Origin of the sequence: Agrobacterium sp. LR_9 (assembly GCF_041954855.1) — a bacterium.
GTDB classification, from domain to species: domain Bacteria; phylum Pseudomonadota; class Alphaproteobacteria; order Rhizobiales; family Rhizobiaceae; genus Agrobacterium; species Agrobacterium leguminum.
Genome location: NZ_JAVAYA010000006.1, coordinates 213,395 through 237,982 on the forward strand (window position 1 = coordinate 213,395; position 24,588 = coordinate 237,982).

Genomic DNA, 24,588 nt, shown 5'->3' on the forward strand with positions numbered 1-24,588 from the left:
CAAGCCGGTCAGGCCTCATTTTCTCTCACTGTATTCGCAGCGGCGGGGGCGCTTTCTTCAACGCTGGCGGAGCGTGGCTGGCGCTTCTCTGCCAGATGGTTGCGGACACGGTTGAGGATTTCCGAAAAGCTGATGAAGATCGGCAGGCTGGTCGCCGGTTCCACCGGTTCTAGGGAGATGCCCACACCGGTTATCGCCTCGTGTTCGTCCAGTGTGCGAACGATCAGCACGATGGAGCCGAGGCGCACGCGGTCGGCATAATCTGCCTTTCCGGCAAGGCGCGCTTCGATGAGTTCCGCGACGCTCATCGCCTGTTCGGCGGGCGAAAGCAGGCCGGGGCCATAGGCTGCGTCTAGTTCCTTCGCCGGACGGGCCGGCGAGATCGCGAAGGTGCCGAAGAAATCGGCGTCGTCATCGGCAACCGGCAGGGCGCTCGCAAACAGCCGGTCGATCAGACGGGAATAGCCGGGTGCGATGAAGAGGTAGACGAGATCGTTCTCGCGCAGCCGCCCGGCATATTGATAGCGGATCGATTTGCCGTCGCGCACCACCAGCGAGGGCATGGCCCAGCGCGGAATACGTTCGCCCTGCATGATGGCGCTGCCCTTGGCGACCCGGTAGGAGATCAGTTCATGATTGGCGGTGCCGGGCAGGTCGACTTCCAGCTTGTCCACCTCACCCATGCGCGGCGGCACGATCAGCCCGAGCCTTGTCGCCACCGGCTTGATGGTCCAGCCCTGCACCAGCAGCGACACCAGCACGATGATGAAGGCGGCGTTGAAATAGACCTGCGCATCGTCAAGGCCGCCGAGAATGGGCATGATGGCGAGCAGGATGGAAACCGCGCCGCGCAGGCCCACCCAGGCGACGAAGGAGGTTTCCTGCTGGGTATAGTTGAAGGGCATCAGGCTGAGCCAGACCGCGAGCGGGCGGGCGACGAAGATCAGGAACAGCGCAAGCAGCACGGCGGGGATGGCGATGGCCGGAAATTGCGACGGGGTGGCGAGCAGGCCGAGCATCAGGAACATGATGATCTGGGCAAGCCAGGTCAGCCCCTCATGGAAACGGCGGATGGTTTCCTTGGCGAAAATCCGGCGGTTGCCGGCAACAATGCCTGCCACATAGACCGCCAGAAAACCGCTGCCGCCAATTGTGCCGGTGAAGGAAAAGACGAGCAGCGCCAGCGCCAGCACGAAGATGGGCGCAAGCCCCCGGTCGGCGGCGAAACGGTTGACGACGGTGGCGATCATGACGCCGCCGAGCAGGCCGAAAATCACGCCAAGGCCCATCTGCTCGATGAAAAGCAGCAGAAAGCCGCTATCGATGCCGGCCAGCCCCTGGCCCTTGGCGATGATTTCGACCAGGGCAATGGTGAGGAAGATCGCCATCGGATCGTTGGTGCCGGATTCGACTTCCAGCGTCGAGCGCACCTGATCGCGGATATGGATGCCGCCGATGCGCAGCAGGAAGAACACGGCCGCCGCATCGGTGGAAGCGACGATGGCGCCGAGTAGCAGGCCTTCCAGCCAGGAAAGCCCGAGCAGGAGAGCTGCCGCGCCGGCAAAAAAGACGGATGTGAGGATGACGCCGATTGTGGCGAGAGCGACGGCGGGTGCCGCCGAAAGCCGGAAGGACTGGATGGACGTGCCGAACCCGGAATCGAACAGGATGACGGCAAGCACCAGCGAGCCGAGCATATAGGCCAGCGGATTGTTGGTGAATTCGATGCCGAGGCCGTCCACACCGGCCCCAAGGCCGATCATCAGGAAAAGCAGCAGCAGCGGCGCGCCGAAGCGGAAGGCGATAAGGCTCGAAAAGGCGGCGACGAGAACGAGAACGGTTGCGACCAGCAACAGAAGATAAAATGATTCCACGTCCACCGCCTCATTCAAACCGCGTTGATAGACCGCAACCCGTGGCGCAATGAATGCTCTGCGCGTCTGCAGTCAATGCCCCACGGGTTGCGGTCTGTCAGCGCTGTTTCGGGTGGCGTTGAAAGGCGACGCAAGGCGGGGTGTATCGAATGATACGGCAGGGCCGAAGTGCATTGCGCACGACCGTTATCCCTGTGTTTCTTGTCCGTCCCAAAGTGGACCAGACAAAGGCAGGAAATTGAAAACTTGGAGGCACCTCATAGGAAAATCGAAATAAAAAATCCGGCGAGATTGCTCCCGCCGGACCTGCATCCATTAATGCGTCTTCGTTAGATGGTCTTCGCGAAGGCGACGGCCGTGTCCGACATGCGGTTGGAGAAGCCCCACTCGTTGTCGTACCAGGACAGGACGCGCACGAAATTGCCTTCCATGACCTTGGTCTGGTCGTTGGCGAAGATCGACGAATGGCTGTCGTGGTTGAAATCGCGGGAAACAAGCGGCTCGTCCGTGTAGCCGAGGATGCCCTTCAGCTTGCCATTGGCGGCAGACTTGATCGCTTCGTTGATTTCCTCAACCGTGGTGGCGCGCTTGGCAATGAACTTGAAGTCCACGACCGAAACGTTCGGGGTCGGAACGCGGATCGACGTGCCGTCCAGCTTGCCCTTGAGGTGCGGCAGAACGAGGCCAACGGCCTTGGCAGCGCCCGTCGAGGTCGGGATCATGGACAGGGCTGCGGCGCGGGCGCGGTACAGGTCCTTGTGCATGGTGTCCAGCGTCGGCTGGTCGCCGGTGTAGGAGTGGATCGTCGTCATGAAGCCATGGTCGATGCCAACGACGTCATCGAGAACCTTCACGACCGGCACGAGGCAGTTGGTGGTGCAGGACGCGTTGGAAATGACCAGATGGTCCTTCGTCAGCTGGTCGTCGTTGACGCCGAAAACGACGGTGAGGTCAGCGCCGTCAGCCGGAGCCGAAACGATGACGCGCTTTGCGCCGGCCGTCAGGTGAGCGGCAGCCTTGTCGCGGGCGGTGAAGATGCCCGTGCATTCCAGGGCGATGTCAACGCCGAGTTCCTTGTGCGGCAGCGTTGCCGGATCGCGAACGGCCGTCACCTTGATCGGCTTGCCGCCGCCAACGATGATCGTGTCGCCTTCGACCTTCACATCGGCCGGGAACTTGCCGTGGATCGAATCGTAGCGCAGCAGGTGTGCGTTGGTCTCAACCGGGCCGAGGTCGTTGATGGCAACGACTTCGATATCGGTGCGGCCGGATTCGACGATGGCACGCAGGACGTTGCGGCCGATGCGGCCGAAGCCGTTAATGGCAACTTTTACAGTCATTTACAGTCTCCCGAACAAGAATGGGCGTGGTCTTTGCTGAATGGTGAGGGCCTGGGAAGCCCTCACGCAAGTTTTGCCTCGACTGCGGCGACGACGGCTTCCGCCGTGATGCCGAAGTGCTTGAAGAGATCCTTCGCCGGTGCGGACGCTCCAAAGGAGTGCATGCCGACGAATGCGCCGTCGGAGCCGATGAAATAATCCCAGCCCTGGCGGATGGCGGCTTCGACCGCGATCTTCACCGGAGCCTTGCCGATGATGGCGTTGCGATAGGTTTCCGGCTGTTCCTTGAAGAGCTCGAAGCAGGGAACGGAAACGACGCGGGCGGAAACGCCCTTGTCCTTCAATGTTGCGGCGGCTTTCAGAGCCACTTCGACTTCCGAACCGGACGCGAAGATCGAAACCTTGGCGTCGCTGGCGGAGACGAGTTCGTAGGCACCGTAAGCAGAGAGGTTCTTCTCTTCACATTCCTTGCGCGAGGGCGCAAGGTTCTGGCGGGTAAGCGCCAGTGCGGAAGGACGATGCTTCTGTTCCAGCGCGAGCTGCCAGCATTCCGCCGTCTCGGTTTCATCCGCCGGGCGGAAGACGAGCAGGTTCGGAATGGCGCGCAGGGCTGCGATCTGCTCCACCGGCTGGTGGGTCGGGCCGTCTTCGCCGACGCCGATGGAATCATGCGTCAGAACGTGGACGACGCGGATGCCCATGAGGGCAGCCAGACGGATCGATGGACGGCAGTAGTCCGAGAAGATCAGGAAGCCACCGGCATAAGGAATGAGACCGCCATGCAGAGCGATGCCGTTCATGGCTGCTGCCATGCCGTGTTCGCGGATGCCGTAATGCAGGTAACGGCCGGAGAAGTCCGTCGGCGTGATGGACTTCATCTGGCTGGTCTTGGTGTTGTTGGACGGCGTCAGGTCAGCCGAACCGCCGACCATTTCCGGCAGGACGCCGTTGATGACTTCGAGCGAATCTTCCGAAGCCTTGCGGGTGGCGACCGTCGGGTTGTTCTCGATGATCTTCTTCTTGAAGGCATCGATGGCGCTGTCGAAATTGCCGGGCAGGTCGCCGGCGAAGCGGCGCTTGAATTCGGCCTTCTTGCCGGCTTCAGCGGCTTCAAGGCGGGCTTCCCAATCCTGGCGTGTCTTGGTGGAGCGCAGGCCGGCGAGACGCCATGCATCGAGCACATCTTCCGGAACGACGAAGGCTTCGGCTTCCCAGTTCAGGTGCTTGCGGGTGGCGGCGATTTCTTCGGCGCCGAGCGGGTTGCCGTGAACCTTGTGGGTGCCCTGCTTGTTGGGCGCGCCGAAGCCGATCACGGTCTTGCAGGCGATGAAGGTCGGGCGGTCGGATTTCTGCGCGGCTTCGATGGCGGCGGCAATCGCGTCCGGATCGTGGCCATCGACGCGGATGGTGTTCCAGTGAACGGCCTGGAAGCGGGCGATCTGGTCGGTGCTGTCGGAGAGGCCGACTTCGCCGTCGATGGTGATGTTGTTGTCATCCCAGAACAGAACAAGCTTGTTGAGCTTCAGGTGGCCGGCAAGCGCGATGGCTTCGTGGCTGATGCCTTCCATGAGGCAGCCGTCGCCGCACAGGACATAGGTGAAGTGGTTCTGCAGGTCGGAGCCGAATTCCTCTTCCAGCTTGCGCTCGGCAATCGCCATGCCGACGGCGTTGGCGATGCCCTGGCCGAGCGGGCCGGTTGTGGTTTCGATGCCGGTCGCGTGGCCATATTCGGGGTGGCCGGCGGTCTTGGAACCGAACTGACGGAAGCGCTTGATCTCGTCGATCGTCATGTCCTCGTAGCCCGTCAAATAGAGCAGCGAGTAAAGAAGCATCGAGCCATGACCTGCCGACAGCACGAAGCGGTCGCGATCCGCCCAGAGCGGCGCCTTGGGATCGAATTTCAGGTAACGGGTGAAGAGAACGGTGGCGACATCAGCGGCGCCCATCGGCAGACCGGGATGGCCGGAATTGGCCTTCTCCACTGCATCCATGGCAAGAAATCGGATCGCATTTGCCATCCGGTTGTGTTTGTCGCGAGAAATCATGGCTTTTCCGTCTGTTTCCGGGTGAAAGGAGATAGTTTTACGCAACTATCCAAAAAGCGGGTTGATCCATAGCAGGTGAGGCCGGCAAGTCAATAAATCCACGGGCGTTTGCGGTTCGCTGAGGGAGAAAAAATCGTTTAGAAAATCGGGCATCCTGACAAAATCCGTGCGATAGGCGTTGCCGCCTCTTCGTTCATCCACAGAGCAAAACGTCTCAATGCACTGGTTTGATTGACGGGATGGTAAATCGGGTAATAACCTCGTGATTGTTGAAAAGGACTGAAACCGGACGATTCGGCCGGTGGCGTGCGAGTTGGAAAAAACGATGTCGGCTGACAAGACCGTACAATCTGCGCTGACGGAGCTGAATGCTGCCATCACAAATCTCGAAAATGCCATCGATATGCGTATCGAGCGGCAAAGGGAGACGGGCGAGATCGATAACGAGGTCAAGCGGGTCCATGTCGACCGCGCGAGGCTCGCGCATGAGCTGGATCAGGCCGAGTTTCGTGCCAATCGTCTTGAAGAAGTCAATCGCGAGGTTTCCCGCCGGCTGGTGACGGCGATGGAGACGATCCGCGCGGTGCTGGATCGATAGGAGCGGGCTCATGGCGCAAGTCACAGTTATGATCGACGGCAAGGCCTATCGCATGGCGTGCGAGGCGGGGCAGGAAGACCATCTGACCGATCTCGCAACGAGGTTCGACCGGTATGTCGGGCACCTCAAGAGCCAGTTCGGCGAAATCGGCGATCTTCGCCTGACCGTTATGGCGGGCATCATGGTGATGGACGAGCTTTCCGAACTCAATCGCAAGATCGAGAAGCTGGAAAGAGAGGTCGCCTCCCTTTCCCGCAACCGCGACGGCATGGCCGAGCACCGGGCGAAATCAGACGAGATGGTAGCGCTCGCCATCGGAGATCTGGCCGACCGCCTGAACGGGATCACCGAAAAACTGCTGGCGCGGCCGAAGCCCGCCGCGCATTGATGGCCTAAAGGGTTCTGAGGCGGCAAAATTTCGCGCGCTGCCCTCTGGCGGTTTTCTCCGATCCATCCTATATCTTCTATGCGTTCTGCGCTTCCCGACAGGAACCACAATCCCTGGGGCCATACTCGATCCAAAGGGAGCTGTCCCTGGCCAGTCCCGTGGGGCTGGACACACGGTGCCCACCTACTTTTGTAGGCGCCCAGGATCGTAAATCTCCATCGGTCGCCGTGGATCGCGCTTGAAGTTTCGGATCAACCTCCGGGGCTTCCCTGTATCCTTGATATATTCGACAGTCATTTTTCATAACTGCCGGACGCGGCTTTTTTATATTGCCGTCATTGCAATGGCGGAACAATTCCCTATTATCCGGATTGGTATGTCTGTCATGCCCTTTAAAAAAGGGCGCTGCGGTCAAAACCGCGACGTGCCGTTCAACAGCCCAAAGAGCTAAACTTGTTTACTGAAATTATGATCGTGGTCCTGCTCACCGTATTGAACGGTGTGCTTGCCATGTCCGAGCTTGCCGTTGTCTCCTCCAGACCGGCGAGGCTCAAAGTGCTTGCCACACAAGGCAGCAAGGGCGCCACAATGGCGCTCAGCCTTTCCGAAAATCCCGGACGCTTTCTTTCCACGGTGCAGATCGGCATCACGCTGGTCGGCGTCCTTTCCGGCGCTTTTTCCGGCGCCACGCTCGGCGCCCGCTTCACGGCGTGGCTTCTGGAGCAGGGCGTTCCCGACCGTGCCGCCGATGCGCTCGGCGTCGGCTCGGTGGTCGTGGCCATCACCTATCTGTCGCTGATCGTCGGCGAACTGGTGCCCAAGCAGATTGCGCTGCGCGATCCCGAAAAGGTCGCCGCCCGCGTTGCCCCCACCATGATGCTGCTGTCCAAGGTCGGCGCGCCGCTGGTGTGGCTGCTCGACCGGTCGGGCAAGGCCGTTCTGGCGCTTCTAGGCCATAGCGGTGAATCCAACGCTTCGGTCACTGACGATGAAATCCGCACGGTTCTGGCCGAAGCTCACAGCGCCGGTGTGATCGAGACCGAGGAATCGGCGATGATCACCAGCGTCATGCGCCTTGCCGACCGCAATGCGCGCGGCCTGATGACGCCGCGACGCGATGTGGAAGTGGTCGATATCGAAGACAGCGCCGAAGAAATCCGCGAGCAGCTTCGCCAGACGCAGCGTTCGCGCCTGCCGGTGCGCAACGGCGCTTCGGATGAAATTCTCGGTGTGCTTTTCGCCAAGGACGCTTTCGATGCGCTGGCTTCCGGCAAGGAACTCAACATTCGCGAGCTTCTGCGGGAAGTGCCGGTCGTATCGGATCTGACGAGCGCGGTGGACGTCATCCAGTCGCTGCGCCGTTCCACCGTGCATATGGTGCTGGTCTACGACGAATACGGCCATTTCGAAGGCATCATCAGCTCCGGCGACGTGCTGGAAGCCATCACCGGTGCGTTCCAGGAAGATGACGATGAGGAGCCGGCCATGGTCGAGCGCGAGGACGGTTCGTTCCTCGTCGCCGGCTGGATGCCCGCCGATGAGTTCGCTTATCGCATGGGTTTCCAGATTGACGAGGATGCCGAGTTCGAGACCGTTGCCGGTCTGGTTCTGGACGAGTTCCGCCGCCTGCCGGAACTGGGCGAACATGTCACCCGCAATGGCTGGCGTTTCGAGGTCATCGATCTCGATGGCCACCGCATCGACAAGGTTCTCGTGAGCCGGGCCGCCTGATGCCCGGTGACGTTGCCGAAAAAGCAAGGCTGCGCGGCGAAAGGCTCGCCGCGCGCGATGCGCTGACGCTGGCGGAGCGCCACCAGAAGAGCCAGTCCATAACGGCCCGTGGCGCCTCCGATATCCCCTTTGCACCGGGCACCGTAATTTCCGGTTTCATGCCGATCCGCTCCGAGGCCGATACCCGGCCGCTGATGGAAGCGTTGCGGACAAGGGGCGGGCGTCTTGTCCTGCCGGTTGTGCTGGATCGTGAAACCATCGTCTTCCGCGCCTTTGAGCCGGATACGCAGCTGGTGAAGACCGGCTTCGGCACGACCGGCCCGGGTGAGGATGCGGAGGTTCTCGATCCGGATATTCTGCTCGTACCTCTCTCCGTCTTTGATGGCAAAGGTCAGCGGGTCGGTTATGGCGCGGGCCATTATGACCGCGCCATTGCGCGATTGCACGCCAGGGGTCGTCAGCCTGTGCTCATCGGCGTCGCCTTCGATTGTCAGGAAGTGCCGTCCGTGCCGGCGGAGCCGCATGATGTGTCGCTTCACGCCATTCTGACGGAAAGTGGCCTGCGCTGGTTTTCCGCCCCATTGTCGATCTCCGATAGTGGGCAAAAGGCGCTTTAGCACTTTTTAAAAGATGGATTTCCGGTTAGAGGGTCTCCACTTTCCCTTGAATGGCGAAGCCCCCCTAACTCTTTGTTTCGTCGTATTTGCGGACGGGAAACCGGGTTCCACTTTTCCTGGAAATGCACTAGAGGGGACGAAATATAGAAACATGCGCAAGATCGGGGCGGGTGAATGAGGCTTCTTTTTCTCGGAGATATGGTTGGCAAGACCGGACGCACGGCTGTCTGGGAGCGGTTGCCGGGGCTGATTTCCGACCTGAAGCTGGATTTCGTCATCGTCAACGGTGAAAACGCTGCCGGCGGTTTCGGGATCACCGAGGATATCTATCTCGAGACCATCAATGCCGGCGCCGATGTGGTGACGACCGGCAACCACGTCTGGGACCAGAAGGAAGCGGTTTCCTTCTGTGAGCGCCACGACCAGTTCCTGCGGCCCGCCAATTATCCGGATGGTACGCCGGGCAAGGGTTCGGGCATTTTTTATGCCCGCAACGGCGCGCGCATACTGGTTGCCAACATCATGGGCCGGGTGTTCATGCATCCGGAACTGGACGATCCCTTCAAGTCGGCGGAAAACATTCTTGCCGCCTGCCCGCTGAAAGAACAGGCCGACGCCATTATTTTCGATTTCCACGCGGAAGCGACCAGCGAAAAACAGTGTTTCGGCCATTTCGTCGATGGCCGCGCGAGCTTCGTTGTCGGCACCCACACCCATGTTCCGACCGCCGACGCGCAGATATTGAATGGCGGAACCGCTTACATGTCGGATGCCGGCATGTGCGGCGATTATGACAGCTCGCTTGGCATGGAGAAGGAAGAGCCGATCAACCGCTTCATTTCCAAAATGCCGAAGGGCCGTTTCGAGGCCGCCAGCGGACCTGCGACGATCTGCGGTGTCGGCGTTGAAATTTCCGACCGAACCGGACTGGCGGAAAAGATTGCGCCGCTGCGCATCGGGCCACGGCTTTCGGAAACCCTGCCGTCCTTCTGGGTTTAATCTTCCCCCGAAGCGTTCACAATGACGAGAGGGTGAGCCTTCCGTTGCTCTTGTAACTGGACGCTCGCCAAAACCTGTCCCATCCTCTCAGCTTCGCAAGTTCAGGGGAGTGGCATGATGCTGCGCGTGCTAATGCTTGCAATAACAGGGCTGATCGCCTGTTCGGGAGCGGCCTTCTCCCAGACGGCGAGCCGTCCTCCCGTCAGCCAGTGCCAAGCGATCGCCCGCAACATTCCGGGCGTCATGTTCGCGAGCTTCAATCCGCCGGGTGTTCAGCTGGCGCAGGCGACGGCAAAGGAAGAGGTGAAGATCAGCTTCATCGGCCATTCCACCTATCTCATCGAAAGCCCCGGCGGTGTGACCATCGCCACCGATTATAATGGCGTCTATCGTCCGCCCGTCACGCCGACGGTGGTGACGATGAACCGGGCGCATTCGACGCATTTTACCCTCAGTCCGGACCCGGCCATTCAATATGTGCTGCATGGCTGGAGCGATACGCCGGGAGAAAAGGCCGAGCACAAGGTTCTGGTGGGCGATGTCTATATCCGCAATGTCGCAACCGACATCCGCAACCGCTGGGGCGATTACGAATCCTTTCAGGAGAACGGCAATTCCATCTTCATCTTCGAGGTTGCCGGGCTGTGCATCGGCCATCTCGGGCATCTGCATCACGAGTTGACGGATACGCATTATGCCGAGATCGGCCGTCTGGATGTGTTGATGGTGCCGGTGGATGGCGGGCTGACCATGGGGGCAGACAGCATGAGCCGGGTGGTCAAGCGCCTGCGCTCCGCGCTGATCCTGCCGATGCACCGCACCGGCCCGCCACTGGAGCAGTTTCTGACGATGTTCGGCGAGAGTTTCCGCGTTGCCTATGCGACCGATCCGGTGATCCGGGTTTCGATGAGAAACCTTCCCCGCCAGCCGCAGATACTGGTGCCAAAAGGCATGTAGCATGGCGACGGGCGGGGAAGGCCGGGGGGAGCCATTTATCAGGCAAAAGTGAGGTGCTGGCGGACGCCGACATCAGGCGTCTTGTCATCCGACATGTTCGCCTTGGCGATTTCCCAGCCGAATTTCAGCGTGCTGTCCGTCGAAGCCCAGATATCGGCATCGTCTACATGCAACGCCAGCATGATCAGTTGCGGGTCGCTTTTGCCATGTTCGTACCATGCGGCGGTGACCGAGTTCCAATATTCGTCGATCTTGGTTTTGTCGTCGCGTGCTTCGAGGATGCCTGAAAGGCAGGCGTGGTAGTCATGGTCCTTGCCCACCACGCAGAAATGCGCCCGGGAGCCGGATTTCAGCGATTTCACCAGATCGGTGTCTTTTTTGGAGAAAAACCAGACGGTGTTGGTCTTGGGGTCAGCATGAGGCGCCATCGGCTGCATGTGGTTGTGCAGTCCTTCGAGACCGAGCATGCCGGCATGGACGGAATTGATCTCGTCCCAGAGCTGGCGGGCCGGTGCTTCTCGTGCTTCAGTCAGGCTGACCATATGTTTTCTCCTTCGGGTCTCATGTTGCGACGGAGGAAAAATGTCCTGTTCCGCCGCGTTCATGATCAGAACGAAGAGCGGATAAATCGGTTCCTTCCGTTGTTGCAGCAAGAGAAAGCGCTTGCGGGGTTGAATGGCGCGGCTATCGCACTTATAAGGCCCGCAATCTCCAAATTACGACAATCAGGTTTTCCATGGCTGGTCATTCACAGTTCAAGAACATCATGCACCGCAAGGGCAAGCAGGACTCCGTACGGTCCAAAATGTTTTCCAAGCTTGCGCGCGAAATCACCGTTGCGGCAAAGACGGGCATGCCCGACCCGAACATGAACCCGCGCCTGCGTCTGGCAATCCAGAACGCCAAGGCCCAGTCCATGCCGAAGGACAACATCGAGCGTGCGATCAAGAAGGCGTCCGGCGCCGATGGCGAAAACTATGACGAAGTCCGTTACGAAGGTTACGGCCCGGGCGGCGTCGCCGTCATCGTCGAGGCCCTGACGGACAACCGCAACCGCACCGCCTCCAACGTTCGCTCCATTTTCACCAAGGCCGGCGGCGCTCTCGGCGAAACCGGTTCGGTCTCCTTCTCCTTCGATCGGGTTGGCGAAATCTCCTACAAGGCTGAAGTCGGCGATGCCGACAAGGTCATGGAAGCCGCCATCGAAGCCGGCGCCGACGACGTCGAATCTTCCGAAGACGGCCACACCATCATCTGCGGTTTCGAAGCGATGAACGAGGTTTCCAAGGCGCTGGAAGGCGTGCTGGGCGAAGCCGAAAGCGTCAAGGCCATCTGGAAGCCGCAGAACACGGTGCCGGTGGATGAAGAAAAGGCGCAGTCGCTGATGAAGCTCATCGACAATCTCGAAGACGATGACGACGTGCAGAACGTCTACTCCAACTTCGAAGTGTCTGAAGAAATTCTCGCCAAGCTTTCCGCCTGACGTCTCATGTTTCAAAGAAAGCCCCGGCAGCGATCCGCTCCGGGGCTTTTTTGTTTAGGCAGCCTTCTTTATGGAGGTTCGCACGTCAGCAAAAATCTCCACGGATCGCAGTCGCTTTTCGATGTCATGGATCGGCATGGAAACGATCAGCTCATCCGCCTGCGTTTCCGCCAGGAAACCGTCGAGATGGCGCTGGATCGTCTCAGGCGAGCCCACGGCTGCGAAACGCAGCGTGTGTTCGACAGAGAAACGCTCCATCTCGTTCCAGTAATCGTCCATGCTGTGCACCGGCTTCGGAAACTGCGTGCGCACGTTGCGGCGCAGGTTGACGAATTGCTGCTGCGACGAGGTGAAGAGATGCTGCGCCTCCTCGTCCGTATCGGCGCCGACCCCCATCACACCCACCATCACATAGGGCTTGTCCAGTACTTCGGAGGGCTGGAAGCGCTCGCGATAGATATGGATCGCTTCCATCAGCATGTCAGGGGCAAAATGCGAGGCGAAGGAATAGGGCAGGCCGAGGGCTGCGGCGAGATGCGCGCTATAGGTGCTGGAGCCGAGCAGCCAGAGAGGTACATTCGAATTCATGCCGGGCACGGCGAGAATAGCCTGATCCTGCTGCGGCGGACCAAGGTAACGCTGGAGTTCGACTATATCGTGCGGGAAGTTTTCCGCGCCGGCATCGAGATTGCGGCGCAGCGCCCTTGCCGTGCGCATGTCGGTTCCGGGAGCACGGCCAAGACCGAGATCGACACGGCCGGGAAGCAGCGCCGCAAGCGTGCCGAACTGCTCGGCGATGACGAGCGGGGAATGGTTGGGCAGCATGATGCCGCCGGAGCCGACGCGGATATGTTTCGTGGCCGCGCCTACATGGGCGATGACGAGCGATGTTGCAGCACTGGCAATGCCCGGCATGCCGTGGTGCTCCGCCAGCCAGATGCGGTTATAGCCGTGTTCTTCGGCCTTGATCGCCATTCGGCGGGAATTTTCAAGCGCCTCGCTGACGCTCTCGCCTTCGCCGATGGGCGAAAGGTCGAGAATGGAAAAGGGGATCATCCGACGCTCCTGCGAAATTTAAATCTTTGCTGCGGATGTAAGGCGCGTGTCCAGATTTACCAGTGAAGTCGCGCAGAATTGAAGGATGGTTCAAAAAAATTGGGGCCTCCGAAGAGGCCCCTTTGCTTTTTCAGCCTGCCCGCCGAATTTGTCGGGCATTGTGATCGCCCGCCGCATCCCGGTCGGAAGCCAGCGTGAATTGTCCAAGCCTGCCGTCCATTTCGCCCGCTTCGGAGGCGAGATTGTGAATGGCGGCCGTCGTTTCTTCCACCATGGCGGCATTCTGCTGGGTCATGGTGTCAAGGCTGGCGACGGTGCTGTTGATTTCCGAGAGCGTGTTCGCTTCCTCGCGGGTGGAGTCCATGATCTCCTCGATGCGCGTGCTGATGGTCTGCACATGCTTGCCGATGCCGGACAGCGACGTGCCTGCTTTTTCCACCAGCGCCACGCCGGCGGAAACCTCGTCGGTGGAACGTTTCAGCAGGCTGGTGATCTCCTTTGCGGCCGCTGCCGAACGCTGCGCCAGTTCGCGCACCTCCTGCGCCACGACCGCAAAGCCCTTGCCGGCTTCGCCCGCACGGGCTGCCTCAACGCCGGCATTGAGGGCGAGAAGATTGGTCTGAAAGGCGATTTCATCGATGACGCCGATGATCTGGTTGATCTGGCGTGACGAGGTCTGGATCGCCTCCATGGCGGCGATGGTCTGCTCCATCACGCGGCTGGATGCCGTGGCCTCCGCGCTGGCGTCGCGGGCTATCCGCGTTGCCTGTTCGGCGCGTTCGATCTGGTCGCGGACGGCTTCGGTGATCGCCTTGATGGCGCTTGCCGTTTCGGTGATGGAAGCTGCCTGTCGCTCGGTACGTTCGGCGAGCTGGTCGGCACCCACCCGCATCTCCTCGGAACCGCCACGAACGGCGGCGGAGTTGCCGCCGATGGCCTGCATGGTTTCGCTGAGCCGGGAAAGTGCAGTGTTGAAGTTATGGCGCAGGCTTTCGAGATCGTCGGGGAAGACGGTTTCGATACGATAGGCGAGGTTGCCGTTCGCCAGCCGGTCCAGACCTTGATCCAGGGAATGCACGACCATCTGCAGGGTGCCGGCCTCGGCCTCCCGTTCCGCAAGATGCGCGCGGCGGGCCGTTTCGGCTTCCTCCCGCGTGCGCGATGCGGTTTCTTCCATCTCCCGCTGCAGGATGAGCTTTTCGCGGAAACTGCCAAGCGCCTGCGCCATGCGGCCGATCTCGTCCTTCCGGTCCTGATTGCCGATCTCCGCATCGAGACGGCCTGCGGCCACTTCGCCGGTCAATCCTGCAAGCTTTTCCAGCGGTGCGAACAGGCGTCGCGCAAAGAAGGCCGTCGCCGCGCACATGGCCGCCAGAACGCAAAGGCCGATCACGGCGAGCGTGCCGGCAATCGAAACCGAGCCCGCATTCAATTCGCTGCGCAGCATGCTTTCCACCGCGAGATATTTTTCCCCGGCAAAGGAGAATGGGCAGGCATAGGCATTGGCCTCGCCATCGGCACGGTCGATCTTGGCAATCGTCATGCCCGTCGTATTCAGCGCTTGTACATGGAAGCCATAGATTGCCGGATCGAGGCCGACCAGCCTGTTGCCCTCCACGCCGATAACCTTGCCATCGGCGGAAACGATCGCGGACTGTTCGGAACTGCCGGCCGTCACACCCTTCGTGAGGATCTGGCTGAAGACCTCTTCCTTGACCCGGAAGAGGACGATGCCCTTGAAAGCGCCGAACTTGACGACGGGAACGCCGAAATAAATGCCGGCCTCTTTCGTGGCGGCATCGATGCGCAGGCCGGAGAAGCTGGTCTGGGCCACGTCGTTCACGGCCTTTTCGGCATTTGCGGCGCCGCGTGCGAAGGCCGCGCCGAGGCCGCTTTCCGCCCAGGCGCTACCGGTGACGGTTTCCCCGAAAGCCGATCCTTTCAGGTAAGAGTAATAGACCGTGCCTGCGGGATCGATGAAGAGAACGTCGCTAAACGGCGTTCCCTGCAGATAACCGCCAATATCCGTCTGGGTTTTTTCATGGGTGGAATAATAAAAGCCGCTCGGGCTTTCCGGCTTGATTAGCTTTTCCTTTTCGCCGAAGGGGTTTTCCGTGACGAAGACGCGCTGCAGTTCCGCCTTCGCGTCACCGGAGTTTTTCTGCACGGTCGCCCAGCCGCTGCGCATGGAAACGACAGCCATCTGAAGGGATTCGATCTTGGCGATGGAATCCGCCTGCGTTTTCAGCTGCTCAAGACGCTCCTGAAGCATGTCGCCGCGAAAGACGAGAATGCTCTCCATGGATTTCGACGCCTGTTCTTCCAGAACGCCGCTGCTGCTCTGGTAGCCGAGAAGCGTCAGAGCCCCGGTCGAGATCGCCATCAGCGCCAGGAAAATCGCCAGCACTTTGGTGGATATGGAATGAAAACGGTTCAGCATGGCCGATGCAGCCCCCAATGCCCGTATCAGTTCCCGCGCCATGCATGTGGCGCCACCGGATGGCTGATATGGCTCAGATATTATGCTGCGGATCATCATGTCCGCAGCTCCCCTTTTTTATTTTGTGGGGGGAACAATGCGGTACGCGATTTAAGCAGAGGTAAATGCTGCACTGCAAATTTGATGAATGTTGTCGTTTTGTTCACTTATCGCTGGCAGGGTCGCAGCCGGAAAGATAAGGTGCCTCATGCAAAAGACGATTCGAATCATCGGCATTGACCCCGGATTAAGGCGCACCGGCTGGGGGGTGATCGACACCCTCGGCAACAGCCTGCGGTTTGTCGCCTCCGGCACGGTGACGTCGGACGGCGATATGGATCTGGCCTCGCGGCTCTGCCAGCTACATGACGGGCTGGCGGATATCGTGCACAGCCACCAGCCCGACGAGGCGGCGGTGGAGCAGACCTTCGTGAACAAGGATGCGGTTGCGACCCTGAAACTCGGCCAGGCGCGCGGCATCGCCATGCTGGTTCCGGCGCGCGCAGGGTTGCCGGTCTTCGAATATGCGCCGAACGCGGTGAAGAAAGCCGTCATCGGTGTCGGGCACGGCGAAAAGCAGCAAATTCACATGATGCTGAAAATCCTGATGCCGAAGGCCGAATTCAAGGGTAACGATGCGGCGGACGCGCTCGCCATCGCAATCTGCCACGCCCATAATCGCGGCGGTGACAGGATGCGGCGACTGCTGGCGGCCGGTTGAATATTTAAAGTCTCATTGCAGCGGGCGGCATCATGATCGGAAAACTGAAGGGCAGCATCGAGGAAATCGGCGCGGACTATGTGCTGGTGGATGTGCACGGCGTCTGTTACGTCGCCTATTGTTCGGCGCGCACGCTGTCGAAAATCGGCTCCGTGGGGGAGGCGGTGGTGCTGTTCATCGAAACCTATGTGCGTGAGGACCAGCTGAAGCTCTTCGGTTTTCTCTCGGCGCTGGAGCGGGAATGGTTCAACCTGCTGCAGAGCGTGCAGGGCGTGGGCTCGAAAGTGGCCTTGGCCGTTCTTTCCACGCTGTCACCCTCCGAACTGGCCAATGCCATTGCGCTACAGGACAAAACGATGATCTCGCGCGCGCCCGGTGTCGGGCCGAAGGTGGCGGTGCGTCTTGTGACCGAGCTTCGCAACAAGGCTCCGGCCTTTGCGGGAGAGGCTTCCGCCTCAATCGGCCTCAAGCAGGAGCTTGGCGAAGGCGTCGCATCCGCGCCGGTAGCGGATGCCGTCTCCGCGCTCACCAATCTCGGCTACTCGCGCGACCAGGCCGCCAACGCGGTTGCCGCGGCGCTGAAGAACGGCGGGGAGGGCGGCGACAGCGCCAAGCTGATCCGGCTCGGGCTGAAAGAGCTTTCGCGGTAGGCTGGGCGCGGTACACATGCTGGTCGGGCGCGATGTTGAATTTCGTGAAGCGCCTTGGCGTGACAGTCATGATATAGCGGCGAAGACCACCTCATGAATTCGTTTAGAACAATGGAATGCCCTGAATGAGCGATGCGGACAGACTGATTTCGGCGGACAAGCGCGGTGAGGACATCGACACCACCCTGCGCCCGCAGTCGCTGGACGATTTTACCGGCCAGGCGGAGGCCCGCGCCAATCTCAAGGTATTTATCGAGGCGGCCAAGAACCGTGGCGAAGCGCTGGATCACGTGTTGTTCGTCGGCCCGCCCGGTCTCGGCAAGACCACGCTGGCGCAGATCATGGCCAAGGAACTTGGCGTCAACTTCAAATCCACCTCCGGCCCCGTCATCGCCAAGGCAGGCGATCTCGCCGCGCTTTTGACCAATCTCGAGGAGCGCGACGTTCTCTTCATCGACGAAATTCACCGTCTCAACCCGGCGGTGGAAGAAATTCTCTATCCGGCAATGGAGGATTTCCAGCTCGACCTCATCATCGGTGAAGGACCGGCGGCCCGTTCGGTGAAGATCGATCTTTCCAAATTCACCCTTGTCGCCGCGACGACCCGTCTTGGGCTTTTGACGACGCCGCTGCGTGACCGCTTCGGCATCCCCGTCCGGTTGGCTTTCTACACTGTGGATGAGCTGGAACTGATCGTCCGGCGCGGCGCACGGCTGATGGGGTTGAACATGACCGACGAGGGCGCGCGCGAGGTGGCAAGGCGTGCCCGCGGCACGCCGCGTATCGCCGGACGGCTACTGCGCCGCGTGCGCGATTTCGCCGAGGTGGCGCGGGCGGAAGCCGTTACCCGCGAGATCGCCGATGAGGCCTTGACCCGGCTTCTGGTCGACAAAATGGGTCTCGACCAGCTCGACATGCGGTATCTCACCATGATCGCGGTCAATTTCGGCGGAGGCCCGGTTGGCATCGAAACCATCGCCGCCGGCCTTTCGGAGCCGCGCGACGCGATCGAGGATATTATCGAACCCTATATGATTCAGCAGGGCTTCATCCAGCGCACGCCGCGCGGTCGCATTCTGACCGGCACGGCCTGGAAACATCTGGGCATGCAGCCACCCAAGGATCTTGAGGCGGCGCAGTTCCGGCTGACCCTGGAGGAGGATTGAGGGAACAAGCCCGGCGTGCCGGCATTTGATCGTCTTTGGCACGGAGATGATCATGTCGGTGTATCGCAAGGGCACGAAGGTCCGGTGGAACTGGGGCAGTGGCACCGGTGAAGGTAAAATTGTCGAGACTTTCACGGATGATGTCGAACGCACCATCGCCGGCTCCAGAATAAAGCGGAAGGCGAGCAGGCAGGAGCCTGCCTATCTGATCGAACAGGAAGACGGCGCCAGGGTTCTGAAAAGCAGATCGGAGCTTGAGCGCGTCGATTGAACGACGCCGCCCTTCGGCGGCAATGGAGGAGCCTTCATGTCTTACGATCCGCTGCGGGTCTTCCGCAAACTCGCGCGCAACAACCGGCTGGCCAATTTTCGGCTGCATCAGGCCTGTCTTCAGCTTTCGCAGGAAGCGTTCGTCGCCTCCCGCGTGAGTTTCTTTCCAACGCTGCGGGCGACGCTGAACCACATCTACACCGTCGACCGTTTTTATATCGATGCCCTGCAAGGCGGCACGCTCGGCCTTGCGGCCTTTGCTGAAGAAGAGCCTTTCGCCACCATGGCGGATCTGCGTGTCGACCAGACGGAGTTGGACGAGGTGCTGATCGCATTTGTCGACAGCCTCGATGAAGACGGCCTTGTGGCTAACGTCAATGTTCACCGCGGTGCGCGTATACAGCATGATCGCTGCGACGATATCCTGTCGCATCTCTTCCAGCACCAGACGCATCATCGCGGGCAGGCGCATGCGATGTTGTCCGGCACCGCGCTCAAGCCGCCGCAACTGGATGAATTCATTGTGGGAGATGACGCAAAGGCGAGAAAAGATGAGATGGATGCGCTAGGGTGGACAGAAACCGATTTGATGTTTCCAGCCCGCAGGTCAGCGCCATGACACACGATACCAAGCAGGACACCCGCATCCGCATCAAGTTCAAGCCGAAGCGCATTTTTCAGATGCGGGTCGCGGGACTGGCGTTTCGCGATGGCCACGTGCTCGTGCACCGGGCGTCGCATGAAAAATTCTGGACCTTTCCGGGCGGCCGCGCCGAAATGGGCGAACGCTCCGAAGAAACGCTGGCGCGCGAAATGGTGGAAGAGCTTGGCGTCGAGGCCAAGATCGGGCGGCTTCTCTGGGCGGTCGAAAATTTCTTCCACTACGAAGGCAAGGACTGGCACGAACTCGGGTTTTATTACCTGATGGACCTGCCGGAGACGCTGGCCTTTCATCCGACCGATATCATTCACCGCGTTCAGGACGGCGATAACGAGCTGGAGTTCCGCTGGGTCGCCGCAACCCGTCAGGCATTGACCGAGCTTGATATTCCGCCCTATTTCATCGCCGACGAAATAGAGCACCTGCCGAAGGCCACGAGACACCTCGTCTGGCATGACGGCGATCTGGACGATAAATGACCTCTGCCCCTGAACGTCACATGATCCGGCTGGACCGGAAACCGCAGCTTTTCAGCATGCGCGTGGCGGCGCTGATCTTTCAGAACGGCCATGTTCTCGTCCAGCGCGGTGCGAAGGACAGTTACTGGGCCTTGCCCGGCGGCCGTGCCGAAATCGGCGAAAGCTCGCAGGAAACCATCATCCGCGAGATCGGCGAGGAGCTTGACCGGGATTGTTCGGTCGAACGTCTTCTCTGGTCGGCCGAGAATTTTTTCGCCTATGACGATTTTGCGGCGCATGAACTCGGATTTTATTATCTCGTTTCGCTTCGCCAGCCCCTGCCGTTCCATGAAAGCGATATCGTGCATCGGGTGCTGGATGGTGTCGAGGTGGAGTTCCGCTGGCTGCCCGCGCAGCCTTCAGCACTTCTGAAGAGCGATCTGAGGCCCCGTTTCATCGCGGAGCGTATCGAAGCGCTGCCGCAACGGCATGAGCATCTTATTGTCCGCGAAGGACGCCGCGATGCAGTTGAAATTCCCAAGGAGATAGTATGAGCGAGCTTGTGGTTTCGCTTTCGGGTGAGCTTATCGAACATGGCCACCGCCTGACGCAGCGTGTCTATTACGAGGACACGGATTTCTCCGGCCTCGTTTATCACGCCCGCTACCTGCATTTTCTCGAACGTGGCCGCACCGATTACCTGCGCTGCCTCGGCTGCGAGCAAAGCGCGCTTCTGACCGCTGACGAAGAAGGTCTGGTCTTCGTCGTGCATCGCATGGAGATCGATTTCAAAAGCCCGGCGCGGATGGATGACGTCTTGACGATCACGACTATCACCGAGAAGGCCGGCGGCGCGAAAATGGTGCTCAATCAGGAAATCCGGCGCGGCGAAACACTGCTGGTCGCCGCCAAGGTCATCATCGCCGTCATCAACGCCAATGGTCGCCCAAGGCGTCTTCCGGAGACAGTGGCGGAAAAATTCCTGAAGTAATTGGCGGTTCCATCCAGTAAATCCATCTGGCGTGGCCCGGTTGTAACACTCCTTTAACCATAATGGTGTCTTACTTTAGCAACTGGCATTTGTGCGGCGCACGCCTTCCTTTCACCAAATTTATTGGCAAGTAAGGCTTACTGGCAAGTATCGGGGTATGGCTAAGGGGTTGGCGGCTGTTGCCGCAGGACTTCGAGCGTTAACACGCGTTTGAATCGCCCGGTCCCGTACCGGGCGTTTGGATTCGGGGATTGGATATTTATGGAACAGGCAGGTTTGGCAGCGGCGACGCACGATGTAAGTCTCTGGGCACTGTTTATGCAGGCGGGCCTCATCGTGAAGCTCGTGATGATCGGACTTATCGCCGCCTCGGTCTGGACGTGGGCGATCGTCTTTGACAAATATGTGAGCTTCGGCAAGGCAAGACGCCAGTTCGACCAGTTCGAACAGGTCTTCTGGTCGGGCCAGTCGCTCGAAGAGCTTTATCGCACGCTGGCGGAACGCCAGAACGGCGGTCTTGCGGCGATTTTCGTTTCCGCCATGCGCGAATGGAAGAAATCCTTCGAGCGCGGCGCACGCTCGCCCATCGGTCTGCAGATGCGCATCGACCGGGCGATGGACGTGACCATGGCGCGTGAAAGCGAACAATACGAGGCGCGCCTCGGTTCGCTCGCCACCATCGGTTCGGCCGGTCCCTTCATCGGTCTCTTCGGTACGGTTGTGGGTATCATGACCTCGTTCCAGGCGATTGCCGGTTCGAAGTCCACCAACCTTGCGGTCGTGGCGCCGGGTATCGCCGAAGCGCTTCTGGCAACGGCCATCGGTCTTGTCGCGGCTATTCCCGCCGTTATCGCCTACAACAAGTTCACGGCCGACGCGCACAAGCTTTCCGCCCGCATGGAAGGTTTCGCCGATGAGTTCTCCGCGATCCTGTCGCGCCAGATCGATGAAAAACTTCAGACGCGGCAGGCCGCCCAGTAAGCGGCCGCATGCTGTGCAGTAATTTGCCGCAAGGCAAAATGGAGTAAATGATATGGGTATGTCAGCAGGTGGCAGCGGCGGCGGTTCCGGTGGACGCCGGGGGCGCGGCGGACGACGCAGGGGCGGCGCGATCAGCGAGATCAACGTGACGCCGCTGGTCGACGTCATGCTCGTGCTGCTCATCATCTTCATGGTGGCAGCGCCGATGATGACGGTCGGCGTGCCGATCGATCTGCCGCAGACATCCGCCAATGCGCTGAACTCGGACACGCAGCCGATCACCATTTCCGTCAACGCCAATGGCCAGATCCATTTGCAGGAAACGGAAATTCAGGCGGCAGAAGTGGCCGACAAGCTGCAGGCAATCGCCACGACAGGTTATAACGAGCGCATCTTCGTGCGCGCGGATTCCGTTGCCGCATACGGCGTCGTCGCCGATGTGATGGCGCGCATCCAGGCGGCGGGCTTCAAGAATATCGGCCTTGTGACCCAGCAGAAACAGGACAATTGACGTAAAACGATGAAGGGCAGCCTTACCACATCCGCGATCGTGCATGCGTCGCTTCTGGCTTTCGCCCTCGTTTCCCTGGGCTCGCCGGAGCCGCTTGACGTGTCGCAGGCCGAGGCTCTGCCGGTGGAACTGGTGCCCATCGAGGAGCTGAGCCAGATCCAGCAGGGGGACAAGAACGCGCCGAAAGCGGAAAAGTCGGCCCCCGTTCCGACCACGCGTCCGGATATCGTCGAGAACGCCCAGAACGTCGGCAACAACACGGTCGATCTTGACGCGCCGCCGACGCCGACCACCAAGCCGAACGACAATATCAGCGCTGCCGCTCCGCCAAAGCAGGAAAAGCCGCAACCCGTCGTCGACACCAAGGCGAACGAGGTGAAGGAAATCGTCAAGGAAGAAACCTCGGCTCCGAAGCCGCAGGAAATGGCCGCCTTGCCGCAGACCAAGCCCGAGATCGCGCCGCAGCCGAAGACGGAGCCGCCGCCGCAGGAAACGAAGGCCGAAGAGCCGCCGCCCGCGCAGCAGGAACCGGCCGAAATTCCCGTGCCGCAGAACGTGCCGCGCCCGAATTCCCGTCCCGAGCCGCCGAAGCCGGAAGAGCCGAAGCAGGCCGAGACCAAGCCTGCCGAGCAGAAGCCCGCGGAAAAACCGGCCGAGACCAAGCCCGATCAGGCGAAGTCCACCGACAAGCCTTCCGACAAGAAGCCCGGCGAGAAGAAGCAGGAGACTGCGAAATCGGCTTCCTCGAAGGAAAGCGATTTTAACGCTGACGATATCGCTGCGCTTTTGAACAAGCAGGCGCCTTCGGGTGGCGGCGCCAAGCGCTCCACCCAGCAGGCCTCGCTTGGCGGCAAGAAAACGACGGGCGGTTCGACGCTCAGCCAGACGGAAATGGATGCGCTGCGTGGCGCGATCCAGAAGAACTGGCAGATCATTCCCGGCATGGCGGATGCCTCGGACGTTCGCGTTCGGGTCACCATGAAGCTCGACCGTGATGGAACCATCATCGGTCGGCCCGAGATCGAGGCGACCGGCGGTTCCGAAGGAACGCGCCGTGCTCTTTCCGGCGGAGCCTATCGCGCCATCATGCGTTCTGCTCCGTTCACCAACCTTCCTGCCGACAAATATGACGCATGGAACGAAGTTGTCGTGAACTTCGATCCCAGTGAATTGCTATGAATGCTGAAAGGCCTGGCAACATGAAGATATTTTCGCCGATCCGGCTGGTGCTCGCTGTCGCGGCCCTCATGTCGGTTTTCTCCGCACCGGCTTTTGCGCGGGTGGAAATCAACATCAACAAGGGCAATGTCGAGCCGCTGCCCATCGCCATCACCGACTTCATGTCGAGCGACGGCATCGGCGCGCAGGTTTCCGCGGTCATTGCCGCCGACCTGCAGCGTTCCGGCCTTTTTGCGCCGGTCAACAAGAACGCCTTCATCGAAAAGATCAGCAATCCGGATCAGCAGCCGCGTTTCGAGGACTGGAAGGTCATCAACGCCCAGGCGCTCGTGACTGGCCGTGTCACGCGTGAAAGCGATGGCCGCCTGCGCGCCGAATTCCGCCTGTGGGATACGTTCGCCAACCAGCAGATGACTGGCCAGCAGTTCTTTACCCAGCCGGAAAACTGGCGCCGCGTCGCCCACATCATCGCTGATGCCATCTATGAGCGGATCACCGGTGAAAAGGGCTACTTCGACACCCGCGTCGTTTTCGTCTCTGAAAGCGGCCCGAAGACGGCCCGCAAGCGCCAGCTGTCGATCATGGACCAGGATGGTTTCAACGTCCGCAATCTCACCAACTCGAACGACATTGTCCTGACGCCGCGTTTCTCGCCGAACCGTCAGGAAGTGACCTACATGTCCTTCGAAGGCCAGCAGCCGCGCGTCTACCTGCTGCAGCTGGAAACCGGACAGCGCGAAGTTGTCGGCAATTTCCCCGGCATGACCTTCTCGCCGCGCTTCTCTCCGGATGGCCAGAAGGTCATCATGAGTCTGCAGCAGGATGGCAACGCCAATATCTACACGATGGACCTGCGCTCTCGCACCACGACACGGCTGACGAACACGTCGGCGATCGATACGGCGCCGTCCTATTCGCCCGACGGTCAGCGCGTCGCCTTCGAAAGCGACCGCGGCGGCCGCCAGCAGATTTACGTCATGAATGCCGATGGTTCCGGCCAGCAGCGCGTTTCCTTCGGCGATGGTTCCTATTCCACGCCGGTCTGGTCGCCGCGCGGCGATCTGATCGCCTTCACCAAGCAGTCGGGCGGCAAGTTCTCGATCGGCGTGATGAAGACCGACGGTTCGGGCGAGCGCATCCTGACCAGCGGTTTCCACAATGAAGGCCCGACCTGGGCGCCGAACGGCCGCGTGCTGATGTTCTTCCGTCAGAACGCCGGTGCGGGCGGTCCGCAGCTCTATTCGATCGACCTGACGGGCTACAACGAACAGCTCATCAAGACGCCGACTTTCGCTTCGGATCCAGCATGGTCGCCGCTTCTGGACTGATATGACTGCCATGACGGCGCCGGTTCATGCCGGCGCCGTCATGTTTTACTTGATACCATGGGGAAGTGCGCCTCTTTCTTGCCGCAAAGTGTTGTGAGGGAGCAA

General features: G+C 60.3%; 25 protein-coding genes and 1 other RNA gene. 20 read left to right on the forward strand and 6 right to left on the reverse strand.

All coding sequences use genetic code 11. From position 1 onward, the window contains the following. Window positions 1–8: 8 nt before the first annotated feature. From RAC79_RS10125 to tkt, 3 genes are all read right to left on the reverse strand, one after another. Window positions 9–1,874 (reverse strand): potassium/proton antiporter, encoded by a 1,866-nt coding sequence (locus RAC79_RS10125; RefSeq protein WP_174040050.1) that lies wholly within the window; start codon window positions 1,872–1,874, stop codon window positions 9–11. 329 nt (window positions 1,875–2,203) lie between these two features. Then, the gene (gene gap, locus RAC79_RS10130) at window positions 2,204–3,214 is read right to left on the reverse strand and encodes a type I glyceraldehyde-3-phosphate dehydrogenase (RefSeq protein ID WP_059755800.1); all 1,011 of its coding nucleotides are present in this window, start codon (window positions 3,212–3,214) and stop codon (window positions 2,204–2,206) included. Window positions 3,215–3,276: 62 nt separating this feature from the next. Further along, the gene (gene tkt / locus RAC79_RS10135; RefSeq protein WP_374996993.1) at window positions 3,277–5,259 is read right to left on the reverse strand and encodes a transketolase; all 1,983 of its coding nucleotides are present in this window, start codon (window positions 5,257–5,259) and stop codon (window positions 3,277–3,279) included. A gap of 325 nt (window positions 5,260–5,584) precedes the next feature. Here tkt and RAC79_RS10140 point away from each other — a divergent pair, with 325 nt between their 5' ends. The 7 genes from RAC79_RS10140 to RAC79_RS10170 all read left to right on the forward strand — a co-directional run bounded on the left by RAC79_RS10140 (window position 5,585) and on the right by RAC79_RS10170 (window position 10,549). Further along, on the forward strand, window positions 5,585–5,857 hold the full coding sequence (locus RAC79_RS10140; RefSeq protein WP_035263131.1) for a DUF4164 domain-containing protein: 273 nt from the start codon (window positions 5,585–5,587) through the stop codon (window positions 5,855–5,857). A gap of 10 nt (window positions 5,858–5,867) precedes the next feature. Beyond that, complete coding sequence (locus RAC79_RS10145; RefSeq protein ID WP_125144944.1) at window positions 5,868–6,245, forward strand: cell division protein ZapA; 378 nt, start codon at window positions 5,868–5,870, stop codon at window positions 6,243–6,245. 79 nt (window positions 6,246–6,324) lie between these two features. Continuing rightward, a non-coding RNA gene (gene ssrS / locus RAC79_RS10150) (6S RNA) lies at window positions 6,325–6,483 on the forward strand. Between the two features lie 230 nt (window positions 6,484–6,713). After that, complete coding sequence (locus RAC79_RS10155) at window positions 6,714–7,976, forward strand: hemolysin family protein (RefSeq protein ID WP_020812224.1); 1,263 nt, start codon at window positions 6,714–6,716, stop codon at window positions 7,974–7,976. Further along, a complete protein-coding gene (locus RAC79_RS10160) occupies window positions 7,976–8,593 on the forward strand; it encodes a 5-formyltetrahydrofolate cyclo-ligase (protein WP_174040049.1) in 618 nt (205 codons plus the stop codon). The genes RAC79_RS10155 and RAC79_RS10160 overlap by 1 nt, the downstream gene beginning before the upstream one ends. A 174-nt stretch (window positions 8,594–8,767) precedes the next feature. Continuing rightward, window positions 8,768–9,592 (forward strand): TIGR00282 family metallophosphoesterase, encoded by an 825-nt coding sequence (locus RAC79_RS10165; RefSeq protein WP_003523211.1) that lies wholly within the window; start codon window positions 8,768–8,770, stop codon window positions 9,590–9,592. A 114-nt stretch (window positions 9,593–9,706) separates the two neighbouring features. Continuing rightward, the gene (locus RAC79_RS10170) at window positions 9,707–10,549 is read left to right on the forward strand and encodes an MBL fold metallo-hydrolase (protein ID WP_174040048.1); all 843 of its coding nucleotides are present in this window, start codon (window positions 9,707–9,709) and stop codon (window positions 10,547–10,549) included. A gap of 38 nt (window positions 10,550–10,587) precedes the next feature. Here RAC79_RS10170 and RAC79_RS10175 read toward each other — a convergent pair whose 3' ends face one another. Next, window positions 10,588–11,091: a pyridoxamine 5'-phosphate oxidase family protein gene (locus tag RAC79_RS10175; RefSeq protein ID WP_065656489.1), complete on the reverse strand. Its 504-nt coding sequence runs from the start codon at window positions 11,089–11,091 to the stop codon at window positions 10,588–10,590. A 194-nt stretch (window positions 11,092–11,285) separates the two neighbouring features. Between RAC79_RS10175 and RAC79_RS10180 the strand changes: the two genes are divergently transcribed. After that, window positions 11,286–12,032 (forward strand): YebC/PmpR family DNA-binding transcriptional regulator, encoded by a 747-nt coding sequence (locus tag RAC79_RS10180; protein WP_003523214.1) that lies wholly within the window; start codon window positions 11,286–11,288, stop codon window positions 12,030–12,032. A 54-nt stretch (window positions 12,033–12,086) separates the two neighbouring features. Here the strand turns inward: RAC79_RS10180 and RAC79_RS10185 are convergent, their stop codons facing one another. Both RAC79_RS10185 and RAC79_RS10190 read right to left on the reverse strand, forming a co-directional pair. After that, window positions 12,087–13,088 carry an LLM class flavin-dependent oxidoreductase gene (locus RAC79_RS10185; protein ID WP_174040046.1) on the reverse strand — a complete coding sequence of 334 codons (1,002 nt, stop codon included), beginning with the start codon at window positions 13,086–13,088 and terminating at the stop codon, window positions 12,087–12,089. A 130-nt stretch (window positions 13,089–13,218) separates the two neighbouring features. After that, window positions 13,219–15,528 carry a methyl-accepting chemotaxis protein gene (locus tag RAC79_RS10190; protein WP_142845398.1) on the reverse strand — a complete coding sequence of 770 codons (2,310 nt, stop codon included), beginning with the start codon at window positions 15,526–15,528 and terminating at the stop codon, window positions 13,219–13,221. 247 nt (window positions 15,529–15,775) lie between these two features. Here RAC79_RS10190 and ruvC point away from each other — a divergent pair, with 247 nt between their 5' ends. The 12 genes from ruvC (at window position 15,776) to tolB (ending at window position 24,483) form a co-directional block, all read left to right on the forward strand. Continuing rightward, the gene (gene ruvC, locus RAC79_RS10195; protein WP_003523217.1) at window positions 15,776–16,288 is read left to right on the forward strand and encodes a crossover junction endodeoxyribonuclease RuvC; all 513 of its coding nucleotides are present in this window, start codon (window positions 15,776–15,778) and stop codon (window positions 16,286–16,288) included. A 32-nt stretch (window positions 16,289–16,320) separates the two neighbouring features. Then, entirely contained in the window at window positions 16,321–16,938 is a 618-nt protein-coding gene (gene ruvA, locus RAC79_RS10200) for a Holliday junction branch migration protein RuvA (protein ID WP_003523218.1), read from the forward strand. 125 nt (window positions 16,939–17,063) lie between these two features. After that, complete coding sequence (gene ruvB, locus RAC79_RS10205) at window positions 17,064–18,104, forward strand: Holliday junction branch migration DNA helicase RuvB (protein ID WP_031234297.1); 1,041 nt, start codon at window positions 17,064–17,066, stop codon at window positions 18,102–18,104. A gap of 52 nt (window positions 18,105–18,156) precedes the next feature. Continuing rightward, window positions 18,157–18,375 carry a DUF2945 domain-containing protein gene (locus RAC79_RS10210; protein WP_080629651.1) on the forward strand — a complete coding sequence of 73 codons (219 nt, stop codon included), beginning with the start codon at window positions 18,157–18,159 and terminating at the stop codon, window positions 18,373–18,375. Between the two features lie 36 nt (window positions 18,376–18,411). Continuing rightward, the gene (locus tag RAC79_RS10215) at window positions 18,412–18,993 is read left to right on the forward strand and encodes a DinB family protein (RefSeq protein ID WP_142845339.1); all 582 of its coding nucleotides are present in this window, start codon (window positions 18,412–18,414) and stop codon (window positions 18,991–18,993) included. Then, window positions 18,990–19,514: an NUDIX hydrolase gene (locus tag RAC79_RS10220; RefSeq protein WP_078052024.1), complete on the forward strand. Its 525-nt coding sequence runs from the start codon at window positions 18,990–18,992 to the stop codon at window positions 19,512–19,514. The genes RAC79_RS10215 and RAC79_RS10220 overlap by 4 nt, the downstream gene beginning before the upstream one ends. After that, complete coding sequence (locus RAC79_RS10225; protein WP_020812214.1) at window positions 19,511–20,047, forward strand: NUDIX hydrolase; 537 nt, start codon at window positions 19,511–19,513, stop codon at window positions 20,045–20,047. The genes RAC79_RS10220 and RAC79_RS10225 overlap by 4 nt, the downstream gene beginning before the upstream one ends. Next, on the forward strand, window positions 20,044–20,484 hold the full coding sequence (gene ybgC / locus RAC79_RS10230; RefSeq protein WP_065656478.1) for a tol-pal system-associated acyl-CoA thioesterase: 441 nt from the start codon (window positions 20,044–20,046) through the stop codon (window positions 20,482–20,484). The genes RAC79_RS10225 and ybgC overlap by 4 nt, the downstream gene beginning before the upstream one ends. Window positions 20,485–20,745: 261 nt before the next feature. Then, on the forward strand, window positions 20,746–21,465 hold the full coding sequence (gene tolQ, locus RAC79_RS10235; protein WP_003523238.1) for a protein TolQ: 720 nt from the start codon (window positions 20,746–20,748) through the stop codon (window positions 21,463–21,465). A gap of 52 nt (window positions 21,466–21,517) precedes the next feature. Continuing rightward, the gene (gene tolR, locus RAC79_RS10240) at window positions 21,518–21,976 is read left to right on the forward strand and encodes a protein TolR (RefSeq protein WP_003523240.1); all 459 of its coding nucleotides are present in this window, start codon (window positions 21,518–21,520) and stop codon (window positions 21,974–21,976) included. Between the two features lie 9 nt (window positions 21,977–21,985). Then, complete coding sequence (locus tag RAC79_RS10245) at window positions 21,986–23,155, forward strand: cell envelope integrity protein TolA (RefSeq protein ID WP_003523241.1); 1,170 nt, start codon at window positions 21,986–21,988, stop codon at window positions 23,153–23,155. Window positions 23,156–23,175: 20 nt separating this feature from the next. Next, entirely contained in the window at window positions 23,176–24,483 is a 1,308-nt protein-coding gene (gene tolB / locus RAC79_RS10250; RefSeq protein ID WP_003523242.1) for a Tol-Pal system beta propeller repeat protein TolB, read from the forward strand. The last annotated feature ends 105 nt before the right edge of the window (window positions 24,484–24,588 follow it).